This window comes from Candidatus Berkiella cookevillensis (assembly GCF_001431315.2).
GTDB classification, from domain to species: Bacteria; Pseudomonadota; Gammaproteobacteria; order Berkiellales; family Berkiellaceae; genus Berkiella_A; species Berkiella_A cookevillensis.
Window position 1 is genome coordinate 60862 of record NZ_LKHV02000001.1, and the last position, 18991, is coordinate 79852.

Below are 18991 nucleotides of genomic sequence, written 5' to 3' on the forward strand. Positions count from 1 at the left end.
AAGATTTTGCTGGTGGTCGTGGTGGCGCTCGTCGCATGCCGTTTACCAGTGAAGAGAAAGGTCATTAAAAATCAGTGACTTGCTTTTCGATTACACGTTTTTTTATGCTGTTTTGGGGCTAATAACATGTCAGAACAATCGATTAAAAATCAACTTCAAGAAGCTGTCAAAGACGCTATGCGTGCTAAAGATAAAGACAAGCTTTCTGTAATGAGAATGATATTAGCCGAGTTTAAGCAAGTGGAAGTGGATAAGCGTATAGAGCTAGACAAAACACAAGAGCTTGCCATTTTAGATAGAATGGAAAAACAGCGTAAAGAAGCCCAAGAGCAATTTATTCAAGCAAATCGTACAGATTTGGCTGAGAAAGAAGCTTATGAGATTCAGGTAATCCAAGCTTTTAAACCCGTTGCACTTTCTGCCAAAGAAGTAGAAGCAGAAATCCAGCAAGCTATTTTTGAAACGGGCGCATCTGAAGCCAAAGATATGGGTAAAGTGATGGCGATCTTAAAGCCTAAATTACAAGGCAGGGCTGACATTGCCCAAGTAAGCAGCCATGTGAAGATGCTTTTGGCAAAGGAATGAGTTCTGTAATTAAGTTATGAACCATCAAAAAGGTGGATTATTAACAGACGATTTCATTCGATCTCTTCTTGAAAAAACGGATATTGTGCAGCTTGTTCATCAAAGTGTACCCCTAAAGAAAGCGGGTACAAATTATGTGGCATGCTGTCCTTTTCATAATGAAAAGTCTCCTTCCTTTACCGTTACGCCCAACAAGCAGTTTTATCATTGCTTTGGTTGTGGGGTGAGCGGTGATGCGATTAGCTTTTTGCGCACTTTTTATAATCTAAATTTTATGGAAGCGGTAGAGCGCTTAGCTGCCCATCTGGGGGTGCCGGTTCCGCAAACACAACACAGTCATCAAGAAAATCGTGATGTATTGAAGCCTTACCTTGTACTCTTAGAAAAGGTTGCAAGCTTTTATCAACATGCTTTAAAACATCATTCTGACAATCAAACGCCTATTCAATATCTCAAAAAACGTGGTTTGGAAGGTCTGACCGCTAAAATGTTTCGAGTGGGGTATGCACCTGCGCATTGGGATAATTTGGTGCGCCATTTTGGTGAAGAGACGGAAAATATAGCACGCTTAGAAAAATTGGGACTTATCATACGTCATGAAAAAGGCCATTATTTTGATAGGTTTCGTCATCGCATTATGTTTCCTATTCGTAACCGCAAGGGAGAAGTAATTGGTTTTGGTGGACGTGTTATCGATGAAAAAGATACACCAAAATACATGAATTCGCCTGAGAGTATTGTCTTTAAAAAAGGTAATCATTTATATGGACAATATGAAGCACATTTGCAACACAATCAGTGGAAAACCGCGATCTGTGTAGAAGGCTATTTGGATGTAATCGGTTTGTATCAACAAGGGGTAATGGGCGCTTTTGCAACCATGGGTACCGCATTGTCCGAACAGCACATTAAAAGATTTTTTCAACTTTCAGATGAGGTAGTATTTTGTTTTGATGGTGACAAAGCAGGACGTAATGCCGCATGGAAAGCCTTGGAAGTATTGTTGCCACACTATAATGAGCAAAAGCACGTAAAATTCTTATTTTTGCCAGAAGGTGATGATCCTGATTCCTATATTCGTATTCATGGTAAAGAAGAATTCATCACGCAATTGAAAAAAAGCTTATCGTTATCTGAATATTTTTTCTCAACCTTGTGTGACAAATATCCGCCGAACAATGTTGAAAATAGAGCACAACTGATTCGAGTGGGTCGGCAATATATTGATCAATTGCCCAAAAGCACTTATCAGCGCATGATGACAGAAGCATTGGCGCAGCTTACTTCAACCTCACAGCACATTGTGACGCAGAAATATAATTTTCTCTCTAAGACGCAGCAGCCCTTTAAATCCTATCAGCAATCTTATGATGCGCATCGAGGTGGTAGCTATTCACCTTATAATAAAAAAAATCAAAATAATTACACAAAACAGAATTATTATAATAAGCAGGCAGAGCCGGTGTCTGCACCACCCCCTTTGTTGAGTCCTTCTTATATTGCCAGCGGTTTGCTTCTGACGGAGCCTGCTTTGATTGAGATTGTTGGCAAACAATCTGTATGGGAAGAAATTAATATACCTGGTTTGAGTTTGTTGAAAGCCCTGTGTGATTTATTATTGACGACACCTGTGACGGCACCAGATGCTTTGATGGTCTCGTTGTTGGAAAGGGGCTTTACACGTAATTTGTTGCAGCAGTGTTCTAATAAAGTTAAGTTTATTCCGCCTGAGGGTAGGAAAGAGGAGCTTTTAGGAGCACTGGATAGAATATTAGTGATAGGTCGCACTCAAATCATTGAGAATCTTTTGAAAAAATCAGAATCTCAAGAATTGAACAGTGAGGAAAAAGCCATACTGAAAAAATTCTTAACTTTTCGGGAATCTTCTGGCGAGAATGAAATCTAAAAAAGCAATACAAGGACATATTTCTTAATTTAGCATTCTAACAGTACTAGATTAATTGGCAAAATGAGGATAAAATCGACGGTTACCTGAATTCAAGGTGTTTTAGTCGCACATTAAATCAAGCGAAAGGTGTATGCGTATATGAGTTATGTCGATCACGATGAGGCACAACAATCTCAGCTGCAAGATCTCATTGCAGCCGGTAAAGAAAAGGGTTACTTAACCTATGCAGAGGTAAGTGACTTACTTCCTTATCATGTTGTTGATCCTGAACAAGTTGAAGACATCATCAATATGATGACCGATATGGGGATCTCTGTTTATGAGGTAGCACCTGATGAAGACGAATTGTCTTTAGGTAATGATTTTAGCAATGCGCATGATAATGGCGATGGCATTTCTTTTTCTCCAGATAGTGAGTTCGGGCGCACTACTGATCCTGTAAGAATGTACATGCGTGAAATGGGTACAGTTGAGTTACTCACACGCCAAGGCGAAATTGAAATCGCTAAAAGAATTGAAGTGGGCATCAAGCAAGTGCTCTCTACTTTGGCAACCTATCCTCCCAATGTTAAATATGTTTTGGATGAATATCACCGTATTCGCAGTAGTGAAGGGCGTTTGGGAGACTTTATTACAGGATTCGTGGAAGAGCATTTGGCGGAAGGGGATGTTATTACTCTAGATACCTTGAGTGCCTTAAACGCGATGAGTTCATCTTCTGATGACACAACGATTGTTGCTGCAGACTTAGATGATGATGAAGAACGTCCAGAATCATCCGAAGATGAATTAGAATTAGAATCAGGTCCTGATCCTGAGATTGCCAATGCTTACTTCCAACGTTTGAATGATATTTATCAACAAACGGTAGCAGCAGAAGAAACCTATGGTTTGGACAGTCCACAAACTGCACAATGCTATCAAGATTTAGGTCAAGTACTCGCTGTCTTTAAGTTTGTGCCTAAGGTATTTGAAGAGCTTGTATCAAGAATGCGTGATCTCTTTAATTTAGTGCGCGCTCAAGAGAAGGCTATCGTAAACATTTGTGTACACAAAGGTAAAATGCAACGCCAAACCTTTGTTACCAGCTTTCCTGGTTTTGAAGTGGATTTTTCATGGGCAGATAGCGTCTTTAAGACAACGCCTGAAAATGCTGAGAAGATGCAAGCCATTAAAGACCAAATTAAAGCACACCAAGAAAAATTATTAGCCATTGAAAAGAACAGCGGTCGTAAAATTCCTGCCATTAAAGAGATCCATCGCAGTATGTCGATTGGTGAAGCAAGGGCGCGCCGTGCTAAGAAAGAAATGGTGGAAGCGAATTTACGTTTGGTAATTTCTATTGCTAAAAAATACACTAACCGTGGTTTACAGTTCTTAGACTTAATTCAAGAAGGCAACATTGGCCTTATGAAAGCGGTTGATAAATTTGAATATCGTCGTGGCTATAAGTTTTCTACCTATGCTACTTGGTGGATTCGCCAGGCAATTACCCGTTCTATCGCAGATCAGGCGCGTACTATTCGTATCCCTGTACATATGATTGAAACGATTAACAAACTGAATCGTGTTGCACGTCAGATGCTACAAGAAATGGGGCGTGAGCCAACACCAGAAGAATTGGGCAAACGCATGGGTATGTCGGAAGATAAAATTCGTAAAGTACTCAAGATTGCCAAAGAACCGATTTCTATGGAAACACCTATTGGTGATGATGAAGATTCTCACTTAGGCGATTTCATTGAAGACACCGTTATCTCTAGTCCAGTAGATTCTGCTACCTCTTCCGGCTTAAGAGAAGCGACCAAGCGTATACTCTCTAGCTTAACCGCAAGAGAAGCCAAAGTGCTTAGAATGCGTTTTGGTATCGATATGAATACCGATCACACCCTAGAAGAAGTAGGCAAGCAATTTGATGTAACACGTGAGCGTATACGTCAGATAGAAGCTAAGGCACTGCGTAAGTTAAGACAACCCAGCAGAGCAGACGATTTGAAGTCTTTCTTACTTGAAGACGAAGAAGACAAGAGATAAGCCTACTAGGCGCTTATCTCTAAGCTTGATAGTTATTTAGAAATCAATCTAATAGTTAAAGCAGCGGAGTGACTTTCGTTTCAATCCGCGTTATCATTCAATCCTCTTTCAGGGCCTATAGCTCAGTTGGTTAGAGCAGGGGACTCATAATCCCTTGGTCCCAGGTTCGAGTCCTGGTGGGCCCACCAACATTTCTTAAGAAGAATCAATAGGATGCAGAAGGTCTTGCAGAGACCTTCATCCAGTCAAAAATCCCATGTAGACACTGTGTAGACAGATTATCAGCTAATAATTGGGTCATCCCTACTTAAGGGGGCACTTCAGTTTAGGAACATAGCACTTTAACTCTTAATCTATAATTTTCAAAATTTCTAAATCCATATGCTCTTCTTTGAATGAGCTTCATCTTTCGATGGAAGCCTTCTGTGATGCCATTGTTCTTTGTGAATCGCCACATTCTTACTATTTCCTCTCTCCATTTAAATGGGTCATCCCTACTTAAGGGGGCACTTCAGTTTAGGAACATAGCACTTTAACTCTTAATCTATAATTTTCAAAATTTCTAAATCCATATGCTCTTCTTTGAATGAGCTTCATCTTTCGATGGAAGCCTTCTGTGATGCCATTGTTCTTTGTGAATCGCCACATTCTTACTATTTCCTCTCTCCATTTAAATAGGGTCTTCCCGAGCTTAACAAGCGGTAAGAAGATGGCAGCTTTGAGCTGTTTAACCATATCAAGGAAAATAGGGATTAGATTTTTGCATTCCTTTGCCTTGCGATGTTTATGTTTTAGAAGTGTAAAGAGTCGCTCTTTAAACTGATAAAGCGCCTGTATGGCCGGATGTTCATCTAAGAACTGTTTAAGTTTAAGCTTCTTGGTTTCGGTTAGATGCTCAGGACGCGTTCTAAACATAGCCAGTATTCCTCTGTGGTACTTCATTTGTGGATGGATGCTGTGACAGGTTTTCATAAAAGCCTGTTCAATCAGTCTTAGTACATGAAACCTATCCGTTACAATTAAGGCTTTAGGGAAGTGCTTCTTAATGAGGTTTCGATAAGTAACACTTAAATCAATACAAGCTATTTTGACGCGTTCTCTGCCTGGTAATTGGTTAATGAAAGGCAATAAATCAGAGCCACTTTTGCCTTTAACGATATCAAAGATACGGTGGTTTTTTAGATCACAAAAAGTAGTGGCAAATCGTTGTTTTTTAGAAAAGAAGTGTTCATCAATCCCAAGTATTTTAGGCCAGTGTTGGGCTTTAATATTCTGAGCACGCAATAAATAATGCTGCTGGTACCATCGTTCAATGGTGGATTTACCGAGCTTTAATTGCTTGGCTAAATCTAATTGAGAGACACCTTGTGTATGTTGTTCAAAGACCTGGGCTTTTAATCTTTCTGTAGCGCGTTGATGTTTTAAGATACCGGGAAAGCGTTGATTAAAATAACGCTTACAAGCATAACAATAAAACTTATGTGCTTTGAATCTAATGTAAGCACGACGTAGTCCAACGGATTCATGTTTTACCTCACGCATGAAGGAGTGCTTGATGCGTAATTTAGAGCCATCACAGAAAGGGCATTTGGGCTTCCGATTATAAGTAGTCTCAATAACTAAAGGTGAAGCATTTAAGACTTTCCTAATTGTAAAACCAGGCAAAAATAAAATAAGATTGGTACGGGGCATCTTTAACCTCATTTTGCTAAATCTTTCACATACTTAGCTTAATACATTACGGTTAAAGTGCCCCCTTCTTTGGGGTTGAGCCAAAATGGTGAGATTGGTGAGATTGTTGACGAAATGGTGAGATTGGTGAGATTATGTATTTATGGTGAGATTAAAGAGGTTAGCTCAATAATATGTCCGGTATTATATTTCCTGAGAGAGAATCCAAATTACTTGAATTTAAATCAAGGGTAACAGATTTTGCAGCGCTAATTAAAACGAGTATTGCTTTTGCGAATGCTGCAGGTGGACGTATTGTTATTGGAGTGGATGATAAAACGCGAGAGATAATTGGTATTACAGACAGCGAACGTATTCGCATACATGATGATTTTCCAAATAGCCTTTATGATTCTGCCTCCCCTAATCTTGTTCCTCAAATTTATGAACAAAACTTTGGCGAGAAGACGGTAGCTGTGATTGAAATTCCAGCGAGCCCACGCAAACCGTATTTTTTGAAATCTGTGGGGGTTGCAAATGGTACTTATATTAGAATCGGCTCTAGCACGCGAAAAGCAAACCAAGAATATATTGAAGATTTGGTGAGAGAAGCTCAGCGCATTACCTATGATGAAGAAATCGTACATCAATCCATAGATGTCTTATCCTCGGAATTACTTAAAAATTTTTATGGCAAAGGCGTCACGTATAAAAGGCTGTTGGCAGATAAAATTCTTACTCAGCAGGTGGCAAATAAAGAGTTATTGGCTCCCACCATAGCTGGTGTGCTTATGTTTACAGAAGAGCCACAGGCCTATGTGCCTGAAGCATTAATTAGATGCACACGGTTTAAGGGTAAAGAGGGTAGGGATATTATACGTACAGAAGAAATTACGGGGTCAATCGAGCAACAGTCGGCTATCGTTATGAAGGTGCTGGAAACATGGCTTGCAACGGATTATGAATTACAAGGCGCCAAATTAAAAGGCAGGTTGCCAATTCCTGAGGAGGCATTACGCGAAGCAGTTCTTAATGCGTTAATGCACAGAAAATACAATATACCAGGCGCCATCAAAATCGCTATTTATGATGATCGATTAGAGATATTTAGTCCAGGATGTTTTCCAGGACTAGTTGATATCAATAATTTAGGCGATGGGATTACCTACTTGCGTAATCCTGTTGTCGTTAGATTGGCTCATCGCATGGGTTTAATAGAGACATTAGGTAGTGGTATTCGATTAATTTTTGATAGTTGTTACAAAGCGGGAATTAAAGCGCCCGAGTATCATGATGAGGGAGATTTTGTCAAAGTTATATTTTATTTTCATCCTCATCTCGATAAAAAATCTGATACTGAAGCTATCCTGGCGTTAATCCAATTGACTAAGCAAACTACTGCTGGAGAAGTTGCAGAATATTTAGGTGTTTCTAGAAATACGGCTATTAGAAAATTAAGTGCTCTCGTACAAAAAAATCAACTTGTTAAAGTAGGCAAAGGGCCATCAGTGAAATATAAATTAGTACGGCGTTAACAGATGTTTATATCACTCATACTGTTTATGTTGCTTGTGCAAAGCATGATGAACAAGAAGTGGTTGAAATAAATGGTTTGGTTCTGATAAAAAATAAGAGCCTTATCCAGGCACCCATCATTAATATGGATCCAAGTAGTGTGAGGCATGCAGTTATGAGGAGGGGAAATAAGTGTTCCTATATTATCTCTTTGCATTTAAGTGGCTAATGAGTATTGAATTTAGAGTGTCTAGCTAGATTAGTTATTTAGTATTTAGATGTAAAAATTTTACCGTGAAAATCATTTCTCGCAACTTTGAGTTGCAATTTTCCATTTGAACCATTGATTGTATACATTTTTCCTCTTGTTCTTGCTACACTTACCCATTCAATTTCTTCATGTACATTATCTAAAATTTGTTTTATTTCATCAAAATTTAAAATTACAATACCATCATGATGGCAAACTAAAATTAAAAGAAGTTCGTTAAACCTTGTTTTCATCTCCAGCATTTTGTCCTGATGTCTTTTGTAAAAAGAGAATCTCCATGGTGAAAGACGTTTTGTGCTATATTTTATATATAAACCTATTTTTTCATCTATAACATAGGAAGCATTATCTTCCGTTGAATATGATTGAAAAGAAATTTTATTATGAGTTGCATGTAACATACTTGAAAAAAAAACTCCATGATAAAATTCGAATTCTTTAATCATTTAATTTGCTACCTATATTTCTGATAAATTTTATGTTACCTTTATATTTGTAGAATAGTCTGGCACTTTTTTGATCATTATAAAGAATTGTAATATGATGTATTGCGCAGGGATATTTCTCCTGCTCTAGATCTCTATTGCCAATAAATCCTCTGGCACGCTCAATTCTTTTTTGATCAGCATCAACGTACCCCGCAATAGATTTTGAATTATGCACAGCAATAGATTTGTTTCCATTAGGGCTAAAATTTTTAATATAATCCAAAAGAAAGTTAGGGACTGTTCTTTTTCCTAGAAGACGATGTAATTGCATCAATTTTTCTAAATTATCTTCTTCATTATTTATAATATCGTCTATTTTGTCAGTGTATTTAAATAGCTCAAAGCTCATCTCTCCTTGATCAAAGCATACAGTTGTTTTATCTATGCTATTTGCAGAGACTGCAGCGATACGTTTATCTTCTAGCCAGACGGGTGATCCATTTCCAGCTCTAATTGACTCAAGCGATAAACGATGAAAAACAAAGCATCTATGCCAGTCCATATATAATTTTTCAGGGATGTGAAGTTCAAAAAATGGTAGATAGTCTCCTCTTGAGCCAAACATTCTAGCTCGTTGTACATAAGTGTCTTGCTGAATTTTATGTTTAACATCTCTTGTAAAAAACATTGATAGGAGATTATCAAAAGTTACACCGCGAGATACTATGTTGCCTCCAATAGCAACAGTGAATAGTGCAGATGGATTTGTTGCTGTTGTGTAATCCACTACACTTTTATCACTATCACTATTCATAACAACAATTGTATTACGATTTATATTTTCATGAATATATTCTATAATTCTATCCTCCTCATTAGGATAGTTGTCTTTTGATATTTTCCATATTTTTTTATAAAATAGCTCAAATTTATCATCGCTCTCATTATTCAAGATGTTAAAGGTTTTTACTATTTCCTTATAATCATTACTATGATCTGCTCTCTTGCCGCTAGTGTGTATTAATATGCTATAGTTTTTTTCTTCAGATCTAGATATATTTAGATGAGCTACATTTATTAAGAAGCCAAATAGTGCTTCTCTCAAGTATTTTGGGTTATCGTCAGAATCTGGTAAAATTTTTAATTTAAATTCAATATTTGAGGTTATAGAAATTGGGAAAAAAGCATTTTGACCTTTGTATAAAGGGTGGGCGGGAAAATCTACCCATTTTTCATTTTCGTTTCTAAATGTGTTGTTTAAGTCAAGTCGCGCAGGAGTTGCTGTAACACCGATATAGATACCATCGCTATTAATTAATTGTTCAACTAATGAGTTGATTTTAGTTTTTTCTCCACTGTTAACTTTCGCATTAGGAGTAGCATAGTCTGCCTCGTCATCAATTATGATTTTTCTGTTATGTCTACCGATTTTATCAAGCAGTTTTTGAAGATCTCTGGAGTTTTTTTTCGAAAATATTACCCACTCATTACTCCCAATTAAAACAGCAGGATCTAGTATTTCGTTAAAATTTTTGGGGGCAGGATCAATGTCTGATCTTTTGAATCTGTCTAGATTTTGATTAAGTAATTGGATGCTATCGTTTAATAATATAATTATTATTTTAAATCCCTCATCTAATAGTCGAGAGGTAAGGGCAATCATCATCTCGGTTTTTCCACTTTGAGGTTCACCATAGATAACAAAAGATCTACATTTTTCTTGAATATTTTTAACTGTAGCTTCAACGGCAGATTCTATATTTTGAGTATGTTTGCTCTTTATCTTTATTCTCTGTATTTGGCGAGAATAGCGTGTGTGCTTTTTAGGTTTTTTTAATATTGAAACATCAAACATAGCAAACCTCGCGCCTACTCATTTTTTCATTACAACCACATATTCATGTTCATATATTCTTTTCTTGAAAGGATTGCTTAATGTTGTAAATTTTCCTGTTTTTGCATCTCTCCATGGAGCAATTAGCTTATTTGAGATTAATCTTTTTATAAACTCAACTTTTCTAAAGCCAACTCGATACATTTGCTCTGCAGCTACTTCAGCATTTAAAATTTCAATGCCATTCATATTAGTGTTGCCAATAATAATGCATATTTTTCCGTTAGGTTTAAGAACTCTATGCATTTCACCAAAGGCACTCCGCATGTCTGAAAAATAATTCGCTATGTCCATCGAGAGAGAGTTATTGTTGGATTTTAGATCGGATATGATTTTTTCTGCAATTTCTCTGTCAAATTGCAAACATTTATTTCGTTTAAAATTAGCCCCTACAAATTTTTTCCATTGCTTAAAGTAATCTGTATCTCCACTCAGCCATAAAATTGATAGTTGATGCAAATCAGCATAGTCATATGAAGTAACATATGGTGGAGAGGTTATGATTAAATCGATTGAATTGTCTGCTAAAGGTAATCTTTGAGTTGAATCTTTACAATACATTGAAGATGAAATAGATTTATGCCCTGTGTATAGGAGCTCCGAATAGAAATCTCTATTTCTTACTATCATAAGATTTAGGTGTTTCAAAAATGAATCTATTGGCTTTGATGTTTTTTTTGTTTTTGTCTATAGTTGGTTTTATGCTGCGCATTACCCAGCGTGAGCAATTTTTAAGATTATGAGAGAAAGCACAAATAAAAAAATTTCTTATTTTCTTGTTTTTTATTCTTTTGATACAGGAATAAATATGGTTGAGGTCATTTATAGTAGCAGGATCAAACCAATAATTAATTCTGGGGTGATGTTGAAATGATTTCTTTTTCAATTTTTTGTAATTTATTAGAAAATCTTCTTTGCATATATCTAGTTGTTTTGGATTTATTGGTGTAAGTTTGACTTACGTGATTAGTTGAGCGATAGGATTGATATCAAATCCTATGCTTTTCCTCCCTGAAATTTTTGCTTCTACTAAAGTGGTTCCACAGCCACCAAATGGATCACAAATTATCTCTTCTCCATTAGGTGCAAATTTAGTAATAAGCTTTTTTACTACTTGTGGAATAAATTTCGCAGGGTATCGATGATAGCCATGTGTATAATAATTGGTATCTCTCTGAGTGGAAGATTCAAAAGCCCAAGTTCTACGAGGCTGTAATTGATTGAATTATGCGCAAATTTTTTTTGTAAGAGTATTCATGATTCTTTTATCAGAAAATAGATTAAAATTTTTACTTTATAAAATTAGTACATCTTCATGTTTCATCTAATACGCTAACACATATAATGATGATCTACTAATAACTGACTACGATTCAAACATCATAACATAATATATTTTTTCCAAGAAGATTAAGGTATGAGTCATACATTAATTGTTCAAAAATATTTATCTTTAATTGATGTTTTAAATTAAATATCCCTGAATAAATCTACAATTCAAATCCACTTGTTTCGAGCAAATAAAGAAAAAGCATAATTATTAAATATCTAGAAATGTATAACTCTCATACAAAAGAAGTTAAGAACAAGCTTTTTATCAGTATCGGCAGTTTATATCGTGTGCTTTAGATTAGTGTTAATATAGAGAAAGGAAATACTGTACAGAATTATTCGGGATGGTAGTAAAATTTATGGCTCTCCTATCTTGGTGCAGATCTAATAAGCACTATCAAGAAATACATAATTATTAGTCCTCTCAAGCTTTTTAAACGGTTTAGTTTATCAACATAGCTTTGCATGGTGTTAGACTTTATAGCATCAATCAATAAAGCCATTCCCCATTCAGCAAGCCTTCCTGAATACTCTGCGCCAAACCATGCATGGTTAATACTCATTTCATCACCGCGAGGCTCAATTCGCGGGGATATTCAGCTTCGTTCCTTATCATAAATTAAGCAGGACATTTTAGGTAAGGAATGCTTCCTCTAAAGATAATCGCGCTACTTTCATTGTATTGCTTTTATGATTGGCATTAAAAAAGAAGTTATTGTTTGCGTGGTTTCTGGTAAAGAAGACGCTAGTAATTTATTTTTATTTAAGAAAGCTTTCCACTGTGTTTGCTTTTGCATATCCGAATAAAAAACTGAAGATAAGCCCAGAGGAATATTAATCGGTAATGCGGTTTTTCTACGTTTAAACGTCGCCACGATAGCTTCAACTAATAATGACTCTTCAAATTTAGCATGCTGAGAGAGGATCCATAAGTCAAAATAATCTTTTAAGCGGCTATTTGCCATACCAAGGCTGACAATCGCTTCAAATTTTTCAGCAACAACAGTATAACGCGGATATACTTTGAGTTGTGGAGGCGGTAAATTGTTGAGTAGCACAGGATACGTTGCGTTTTCAGGTCCAGGCGTCACTGCATCACCATAACCAATATCAACTTGCATGGGACAAATAGCACGTTCTAACAGTCCCGAAAAAATGACTCGGATCCCCGCATAATTCGCCTCTTTTCGGATCTCTTTTGTTGTAACCGAAGCAGGATTAAATGTTATGCCTTAAAAGAAACTGATCACTGTATTGAGAGTTTCCCAAACGATACAAAAATCGTTCTAATGAATAGCGTGTCAAGATGATCGAAAAATCTACTTTTTCCTCTTTTGCCAGGTTCGACAAACGTTGGCGTACAGAGGCTGCCATATTAGATACTTGTTTCATGGAAGAGACTCGATATAAGGGCGGATAATCTTCTCAACTTTACAAATACGTGCATAATGCCATAGCTCATCCATTTGAATTTTTTTTCCGCGCCATGCTTCTTGTAGTGCCTCCAGTGCAACATCTAATCCAATTTTATTACGGAACTTGAAACAGTCTGCAATGGTTTTAGCAATACAATAAACTCGAATGGGGATCCCATCTTGCATATGGGTTTCAATGCCTTCCTCTAAGGCTTCTTTTGATAGTCTTATTATTCGAAGGCTTAAAGTATTAATTTGGGGGGGCTGCGCTTTATTAGGAATGGCTAACCATACTTCAAAGGGTGATTGCGTAGTGAGTTTATGGAATCGTAGTGCTGTCAGTAGGCAAAAAACGCCTTGAGAGCTTCTAGTGGCGACCTCAAGTAAGCTTTCATTCTCGGATATAGAACGATTGGGTAATGCATATAGTCCCCGACCAATCCGCACCAGCTTGCCTTCGCGGGTTAACCTGGTAAGAATCACACGTGGGATTCCTTGTTCACTCAGCTCAGTGGATCTAAGTACCTTATTGGCTTTGGCAAGGGAAAGGGCTTTATGAGCATAATCACATATTTTCATATCTTTAAGTATGTTCCAAAATATAGGTAAATGTCAATAACTACCGATATTTTGGAACATAGGTTGTTTAGATATCCATGGTTTTCTTGGTAAGAAATTACTGAATACCTATATTTAATTGCCGAATAAAAATGATAAATTGAGTTGTGGCTACAGCTCGGACAGAGCAAATGAATTTAGAGGTAAGGCCTTACTATCATTGCATGTCATGCGCCTATATCAACATAATGCTTGTATATGCCCCTTTGTTGGTTTAAACTGTCGTGGTTAGTTGCTACACTCTCACCTCTATCTAATGTCGCACATTCCTTATGGCGAATATCTCACAAAAATTCACTCATATGTTCCGCTGCATTTAATTAATTAAAACAATTTAGGTTATATAAATTGTTTTGCGTAATTTTGTCCCCTATAATCGCGTCTTTTTTTAAATAATCACTTAGGCAGAAGCATTGCTTTAAGTGATGATTGCCTCTATTTATCGAAGGTTAAAAAACATGCTCAATGAAGTATCTGAGTTTGTAAAATCATTTCATTTTAATAATATATTCAAAAGCAAAATAAATTTCTCCAAGATATTGCTTGTGGCTTTCTTTGGATTAGGCTTGCATGCAGGTCTTTCTCTTTTCTTGAGCTATGCGCTCAATACTCTCTATATACACAATATTGGAATGCCCTTGTCGCATTACCTAGGACTTTCTTCTGTTTTTCATAAAACCCAATGGCTTGCGCATGGTCTTGCTGCTTTTGTTGCATTTAGAGTTGCTTATCATGTTTCCCTGAATAGGAATATAGAAATGTTAAGAGAAAGAGCGGTGCAATGGCTGCACACATGTTATCAGCACCTAAAAAGTCAAATCATTAAGCTTTTAGATATAAGGCTTAGCAAAGACAAAAGTATTGAAGAACCCAAGCCATTTTTCATAAAGCTACGAGAAAGGATAAAAAATATGCTCACAAGTGCCAGTAATATGTTTAAACGCGCTGTGGCAACGGTGATACCGCCACGCTTATTTTTTCGTATTGCAAAAGTATTACCAATAGGTGGCTGGACAGAGCATGTTAAATTTCCAGAAGGTGTCTTAGATGATTTTCAATATACGGTTTTGTGCGAAAGCGCAGAAGAAGTAAAAATTATTTTAGATACGCTGCCTAAAGAAGTATTGTATCGCTTGCTTAAGAAGAAAAACCAACTGGGGCATACCCCTTTATATACAGCGGCCATCAATGGTGAAAAAGAGCCTTGGGCTAAAAGAGGAGATAAATTTAGATATATTTTGGAGGCGATTGAGCCAGAGCAAAGAGTGCAGTTTTTACAAGAGTCAATTGGAGAGGGGTTATCCAAAGATTCATTGGTGGGGCGGTTGAAGCTTGATAGTACAAAGCCACCCTATTGGTCAATCATTCAATCTGTTTTAAGTCCAGAGCAGTTAAAAGCTTTGGTTTATACGGTTCGAGATCGAGGCGATAGCTTGCTTCACTCTAAAGCCTTTACAGCTGGCGCAAGAGAAATGCTGATGGTTTTGGAGCCATTAAATGAGGCAGAGCGAAAGGCCTATTTGATACAGATGTGCCCGCATGGTCGGACGCCAATGATTGAGCTTTTTTACAGATGGAAAATGGAGAATGTGGAGCCTGTCTTTGCCATGCTCCCTCAAAAAGACTGGCAAGAAGTCTTCGCGATGCAGCCAGAAGGGTGGAGCATGAGCATTGGCGAAAAAATAATGGCAGTGTGTCATTCTTCAGATAAAGAAGAATATGCTGAGCATATCAAATATTTAAGTGAAAATTATGCTTTGGATTTACCTGATCGTTATAAAAAGCTCACTGAGGATGATCAAGAAGAGGCTTTGGAAGATTTACATGAAGCCCTAAAATCTTCTAAATGTGATTTAAAAGAAAATTTCAAAAAGAAATATGGCGATACACCAGAAGGCATTTTGGACATGGAGCCTTTATTAGAAGCAAGTGCTTATGTGCCTGCCTATCGTAAATTACAGCTGAAATATCACCCTGATAGAGCGGGTGCGGTAGGAACAGAGATGTCAGCCAAACTCAATGCTGCGAAGAAATTTATAGAGGAAAGAGAAGAAAGACAGAAATATGAGTCTGCTTCTATTCTTGACGATCCTGAGATTTGGAATATTTTGACGAGGAAAGCAAAATGAAAAAAGGCGCAAATAAAGCATTGACAACAAAAAAACCATTGAGTCTGAAAGAAGCTGCTGTACATAAAGATGTGGCAATCTATTCTGCAGCAAGTGGTTTGCTGGCAGGTGCTGCGAGCGTTGGTCATAGTTTAGGCTTTTTCTCTGGGCTTGCAAACTATCTAGGGTTATCAAGCATTGCCAGTGGGGTTTCTTCGGCTTTGATTGCAAGCGCTGTAAGCACTGCGATTATACCTGTTACCGCTGTTGTGGGTGCATCTGCCGTGGGATTGATTGGATATCGCTATTGGAAAAGTCGTAGGACACCTGTGCAAAAAGAGAAATCCTTAAAGGATATATTAAGTGACACTAAGATAGAATTGCATGAAAGTAAAGAAGACATAAATTTAGACTTAAACACCGTTGATGATGATTTTGTTAAAAGTCTATCAGCAGAGTTCGCTGAAAAATCGCGCTCTATGTCTGCCAATGACAAAGCAATCATCAAAAGCATTGTTATCAATACAAATAAACTAACATTGGAACATTTACAAGAACTGTTGGACAGTGGTTTGGGACGTTTTGGTACAGAGCATTTAGAAATAACGGGCACTCAGATTGGCGATCGCCTCACACTATCACTTGAAAAAGCCATTAAAAAGGGTGATTTTAAGCATTTAAAGACGCTGAGGCTCAGCAAGAATCAATTGAAGGGCGCTGCTTTAGGTGCATTGTCTTCCATGGGGGGCTCTTTGCCAAATTTGGAATGTTTAGACGTATCTGAAAACCCGTTGAATGCTGTCGATGCAAAGACAGAAAAAAAAGATTTGCTGAGCTCTCCCTTTGTTGGTTTTTTTGAGGATTTTTATAAACATTTTCCACGTGTTAAGACTTTGAGTCTTTCAAATACCGCTTTAGATAAGACTTCCATGCAAGTTTTAAAGCCATTGTTTAGGCAAGCTTCTTTGTTAGAAACAATAGATATTCGTGGCAATCATTTTTCTGCCAATACACTTAACCGCTTTTTAAGTAGTGCTGAAGTAAAATATAATATTAATATTCATACTATTGAGAGTGATATTCAGAGCAAAAAAAATCAAGAGACATTGGCGCAAAGAGAGCGGTTGAGAAAAGGCATTCAAAATGCATTAATGGCTTCTGACACCCAAGCTTTAGCACCTGTGTTGTTAGAGCAATTGTCTAGAAATAAGAAAAAGACAGAATCTGCATTAAAAGATTTTTTTGGATATCGCTATGAAGATGCGGGATTCAAAACAGTGGGTGCACAATGGCGCTATTTATCTGATAGGGTGGATGAGCATAAATCAAAACGTGTTGCAGCGCTGAGCGCTCGTAAACGACGGACATTAAAAACAGAGGATGTCTTTGTTGATTTTTTAAGGAAGGGCTGTTCTGATGCTGAGTATGTGGTTCAGCATACATTGGAAAAAATAGAGAAAGCAAAAACAGGTGCTGAGCTTGAATTGACGTTTAATCAAGGTGATATGCCTTGCGTTGTGAGTGGCGACCAAGTGCTTAAACCATTGCAAGAGACATTTACTTATCTTGCAGATGCAGAAATAAAACCGATGATTAAAAAAATCAGCTTGAATCATCTTCAGTTGACTTCAGAGAGCTTCTTGAACCTAATGATCAATGGTATTGGTGCTTATGAAACAAGTCATTTGCAATTAAGTCATAATCAATTGGCAGATGATATGGTTTTTGTGCTTTGTGAATATAGAGAGTCGGACTTTGATAGGCTAAGAATTCTAGATTTGAGTCACAATGAGTTAACGGTACATTGTTTACCTGCTTTAGTAAAATATGCAGCGGCTGTTGGCTTGGAAGAATTAGATTTGTCTCATAATTCCTTGAACCCTAGAACAGAGCAACAGAAAAAAATATTTTCAGATTTTTGCTCGCAATTACATAGCGCTGTGCCGAGTCTAAAAAAAATTAATTTGAGCTATACTGGATTGACACGTGCAACGCTTCCTTTGTTGCAGCCATTGTTGAGAAATTTATCTTTGTTGTCTGAGATAAATATTTCTCAAAAAATGAGTGGTCTTATTTTAGACTATGAGAAACTATTAGCAGATAAGGGCGTAGAAGCAAATTTTGCTTTGTTAGCATTGGATACGGACAATAATAATCTTGCTAAGATCCAAATGCATTTGAAAAAAAGAGACAGGATACAAGCTGTATGGCGAAAGAGTCTTTCTGCAGAAGAAAAGAAGTTGCCCGTACTTTGTGTATTGTTAACAAGATTTATGCAGAATGCAGATCCTAATTTTCCTAAAGAAATAAATGAATTATTAGACAAAGAATTTGCGATGCCTATTTCTGAGTTTGCTTTGACAAATCGTCAAAAGCTGCAATCTATGGTGAGACGTTTAAAATACTTTAGAGACAGAGCAAGAATACGTGATGATGAATTTGTATTTTCAAAAGAAGTTTCTGTTGCTGAAATTCAAGCCTTGCATGCTGATAATCTTGAAGCATACTGGGGTGTTCAGCTTAAGGCTAAGCAAGCATTAAATATTGCACGTCAGCAGGAACTGGTAAATGAGCATGTTTATCACAATCAAAAAGTTTGTAAATTAAAAGCATCTGAATTATTTTCCTGGGAAGTAGGCCCTCATACAATAAAGGGATATTGGGTTGAAGACGACACGATTCGTTTGATAAGTGGAAATAATAAGCAATTAATTTGGCCGCGCTATGCACAATCTTTTATGTTGGAAAACAATAAAATATTATCACGTGTAGCTTTGGGTCTTACTATTAGCTTTGATGCTTTGGGTAATGTTGGGATCAATATACACAATGAAAGAATTGCTAGTGTTATAGGCAATCATGTGCAATTTGAGCCTGGGTCAAAGCCTACTGCCACAATGCTAATATCCTTCCATAGCTTTGAGTGTGTGTCTAATATAATGGCTTTGGTTCAGCAGTCATCAGTGGTTGTTGCAAGACAACCTGCCTTACTTCTGTCACAAACATCTCCAGCAGTAGGACGAGAAGAAAATACCCCGCAAAGTTCAAATGAGCCTTCAGTGGCAGCTAATGATGCGCCTTCAGAATTACATCGTAGAAATAATTCTCTTGCAACGATGTAAAATTTTTTTGTAAAAAGTGTATGGGAGAAAGCTAATTGTCTTTGGGTAATTGGCTTTTTTAGTTTCCGGCAAAGGATAATAAAAGGGAT

Annotated in this window: 13 protein-coding genes, 1 tRNA gene and 2 pseudogenes; 7 read left to right on the plus strand and 9 right to left on the minus strand. The window is 37.1% G+C overall.

Annotated elements, in window-relative coordinates; translation table 11 throughout:
* Positions 1–126: 126 nt before the first annotated feature.
* The 4 genes from CC99x_RS00280 (at position 127) to CC99x_RS00295 (ending at position 4716) form a co-directional block, all read left to right on the plus strand.
* On the plus strand, positions 127–585 hold the full coding sequence (locus CC99x_RS00280) for a GatB/YqeY domain-containing protein (RefSeq protein WP_057624456.1): 459 nt from the start codon (positions 127–129) through the stop codon (positions 583–585).
* Between the two features lie 16 nt (positions 586–601).
* Positions 602–2491 (plus strand): DNA primase, encoded by a 1890-nt coding sequence (dnaG, locus tag CC99x_RS00285; protein ID WP_057624457.1) that lies wholly within the window; start codon positions 602–604, stop codon positions 2489–2491.
* 141 nt (positions 2492–2632) lie between these two features.
* Positions 2633–4528, plus strand: a complete 1896-nt coding sequence (rpoD, locus tag CC99x_RS00290) for an RNA polymerase sigma factor RpoD (RefSeq protein WP_057624458.1) — start codon at positions 2633–2635, stop codon at positions 4526–4528.
* Between the two features lie 111 nt (positions 4529–4639).
* Positions 4640–4716: transfer RNA gene (locus CC99x_RS00295), tRNA-Ile, on the plus strand.
* 137 nt (positions 4717–4853) lie between these two features.
* Here CC99x_RS00295 and CC99x_RS00300 read toward each other — a convergent pair.
* Both CC99x_RS00300 and CC99x_RS00305 read right to left on the minus strand, forming a co-directional pair.
* A pseudogene (locus tag CC99x_RS00300) lies at positions 4854–4997 on the minus strand (transposase); the annotation flags it as partial.
* Between the two features lie 47 nt (positions 4998–5044).
* The gene (locus tag CC99x_RS00305; RefSeq protein WP_259596529.1) at positions 5045–6220 is read right to left on the minus strand and encodes an ISL3 family transposase; all 1176 of its coding nucleotides are present in this window, start codon (positions 6218–6220) and stop codon (positions 5045–5047) included.
* Between the two features lie 173 nt (positions 6221–6393).
* Here CC99x_RS00305 and CC99x_RS00310 point away from each other — a divergent pair, with 173 nt between their 5' ends.
* Positions 6394–7734 carry an RNA-binding domain-containing protein gene (locus CC99x_RS00310; RefSeq protein ID WP_057625556.1) on the plus strand — a complete coding sequence of 447 codons (1341 nt, stop codon included), beginning with the start codon at positions 6394–6396 and terminating at the stop codon, positions 7732–7734.
* A gap of 247 nt (positions 7735–7981) precedes the next feature.
* Here CC99x_RS00310 and CC99x_RS00315 read toward each other — a convergent pair whose 3' ends face one another.
* The 7 genes and pseudogenes from CC99x_RS00315 to CC99x_RS00340 all read right to left on the minus strand — a co-directional run bounded on the left by CC99x_RS00315 (position 7982) and on the right by CC99x_RS00340 (position 13633).
* Positions 7982–8431 (minus strand): hypothetical protein, encoded by a 450-nt coding sequence (locus CC99x_RS00315; RefSeq protein WP_057625555.1) that lies wholly within the window; start codon positions 8429–8431, stop codon positions 7982–7984.
* A complete protein-coding gene (locus tag CC99x_RS00320; protein ID WP_057625554.1) occupies positions 8424–10268 on the minus strand; it encodes a Z1 domain-containing protein in 1845 nt (614 codons plus the stop codon). Before CC99x_RS00320 ends, CC99x_RS00315 begins: the two co-directional genes overlap by 8 nt.
* Positions 10269–10286: 18 nt before the next feature.
* Positions 10287–10937, minus strand: a complete 651-nt coding sequence (locus CC99x_RS00325) for a DNA methyltransferase (RefSeq protein ID WP_083477422.1) — start codon at positions 10935–10937, stop codon at positions 10287–10289.
* A 328-nt stretch (positions 10938–11265) separates the two neighbouring features.
* Positions 11266–11502 (minus strand): annotated as a pseudogene (locus tag CC99x_RS13010) (DNA methyltransferase); the annotation flags it as partial.
* A 505-nt stretch (positions 11503–12007) separates the two neighbouring features.
* On the minus strand, positions 12008–12202 hold the full coding sequence (locus CC99x_RS00330) for a hypothetical protein (RefSeq protein ID WP_057625552.1): 195 nt from the start codon (positions 12200–12202) through the stop codon (positions 12008–12010).
* A 111-nt stretch (positions 12203–12313) separates the two neighbouring features.
* Positions 12314–12868, minus strand: coding sequence for a nucleotidyl transferase AbiEii/AbiGii toxin family protein (locus tag CC99x_RS00335; RefSeq protein ID WP_200953511.1), 555 nt, complete (start codon positions 12866–12868; stop codon positions 12314–12316).
* Positions 12869–13027: 159 nt separating this feature from the next.
* Entirely contained in the window at positions 13028–13633 is a 606-nt protein-coding gene (locus tag CC99x_RS00340; protein ID WP_057625550.1) for a type IV toxin-antitoxin system AbiEi family antitoxin domain-containing protein, read from the minus strand.
* Between the two features lie 497 nt (positions 13634–14130).
* Between CC99x_RS00340 and CC99x_RS00345 the strand changes: the two genes are divergently transcribed.
* Positions 14131–15801: a J domain-containing protein gene (locus tag CC99x_RS00345; protein WP_057625549.1), complete on the plus strand. Its 1671-nt coding sequence runs from the start codon at positions 14131–14133 to the stop codon at positions 15799–15801.
* On the plus strand, positions 15798–18902 hold the full coding sequence (locus CC99x_RS00350) for a hypothetical protein (protein ID WP_057625548.1): 3105 nt from the start codon (positions 15798–15800) through the stop codon (positions 18900–18902). Before CC99x_RS00345 ends, CC99x_RS00350 begins: the two co-directional genes overlap by 4 nt.
* Positions 18903–18991 lie beyond the last annotated feature (89 nt).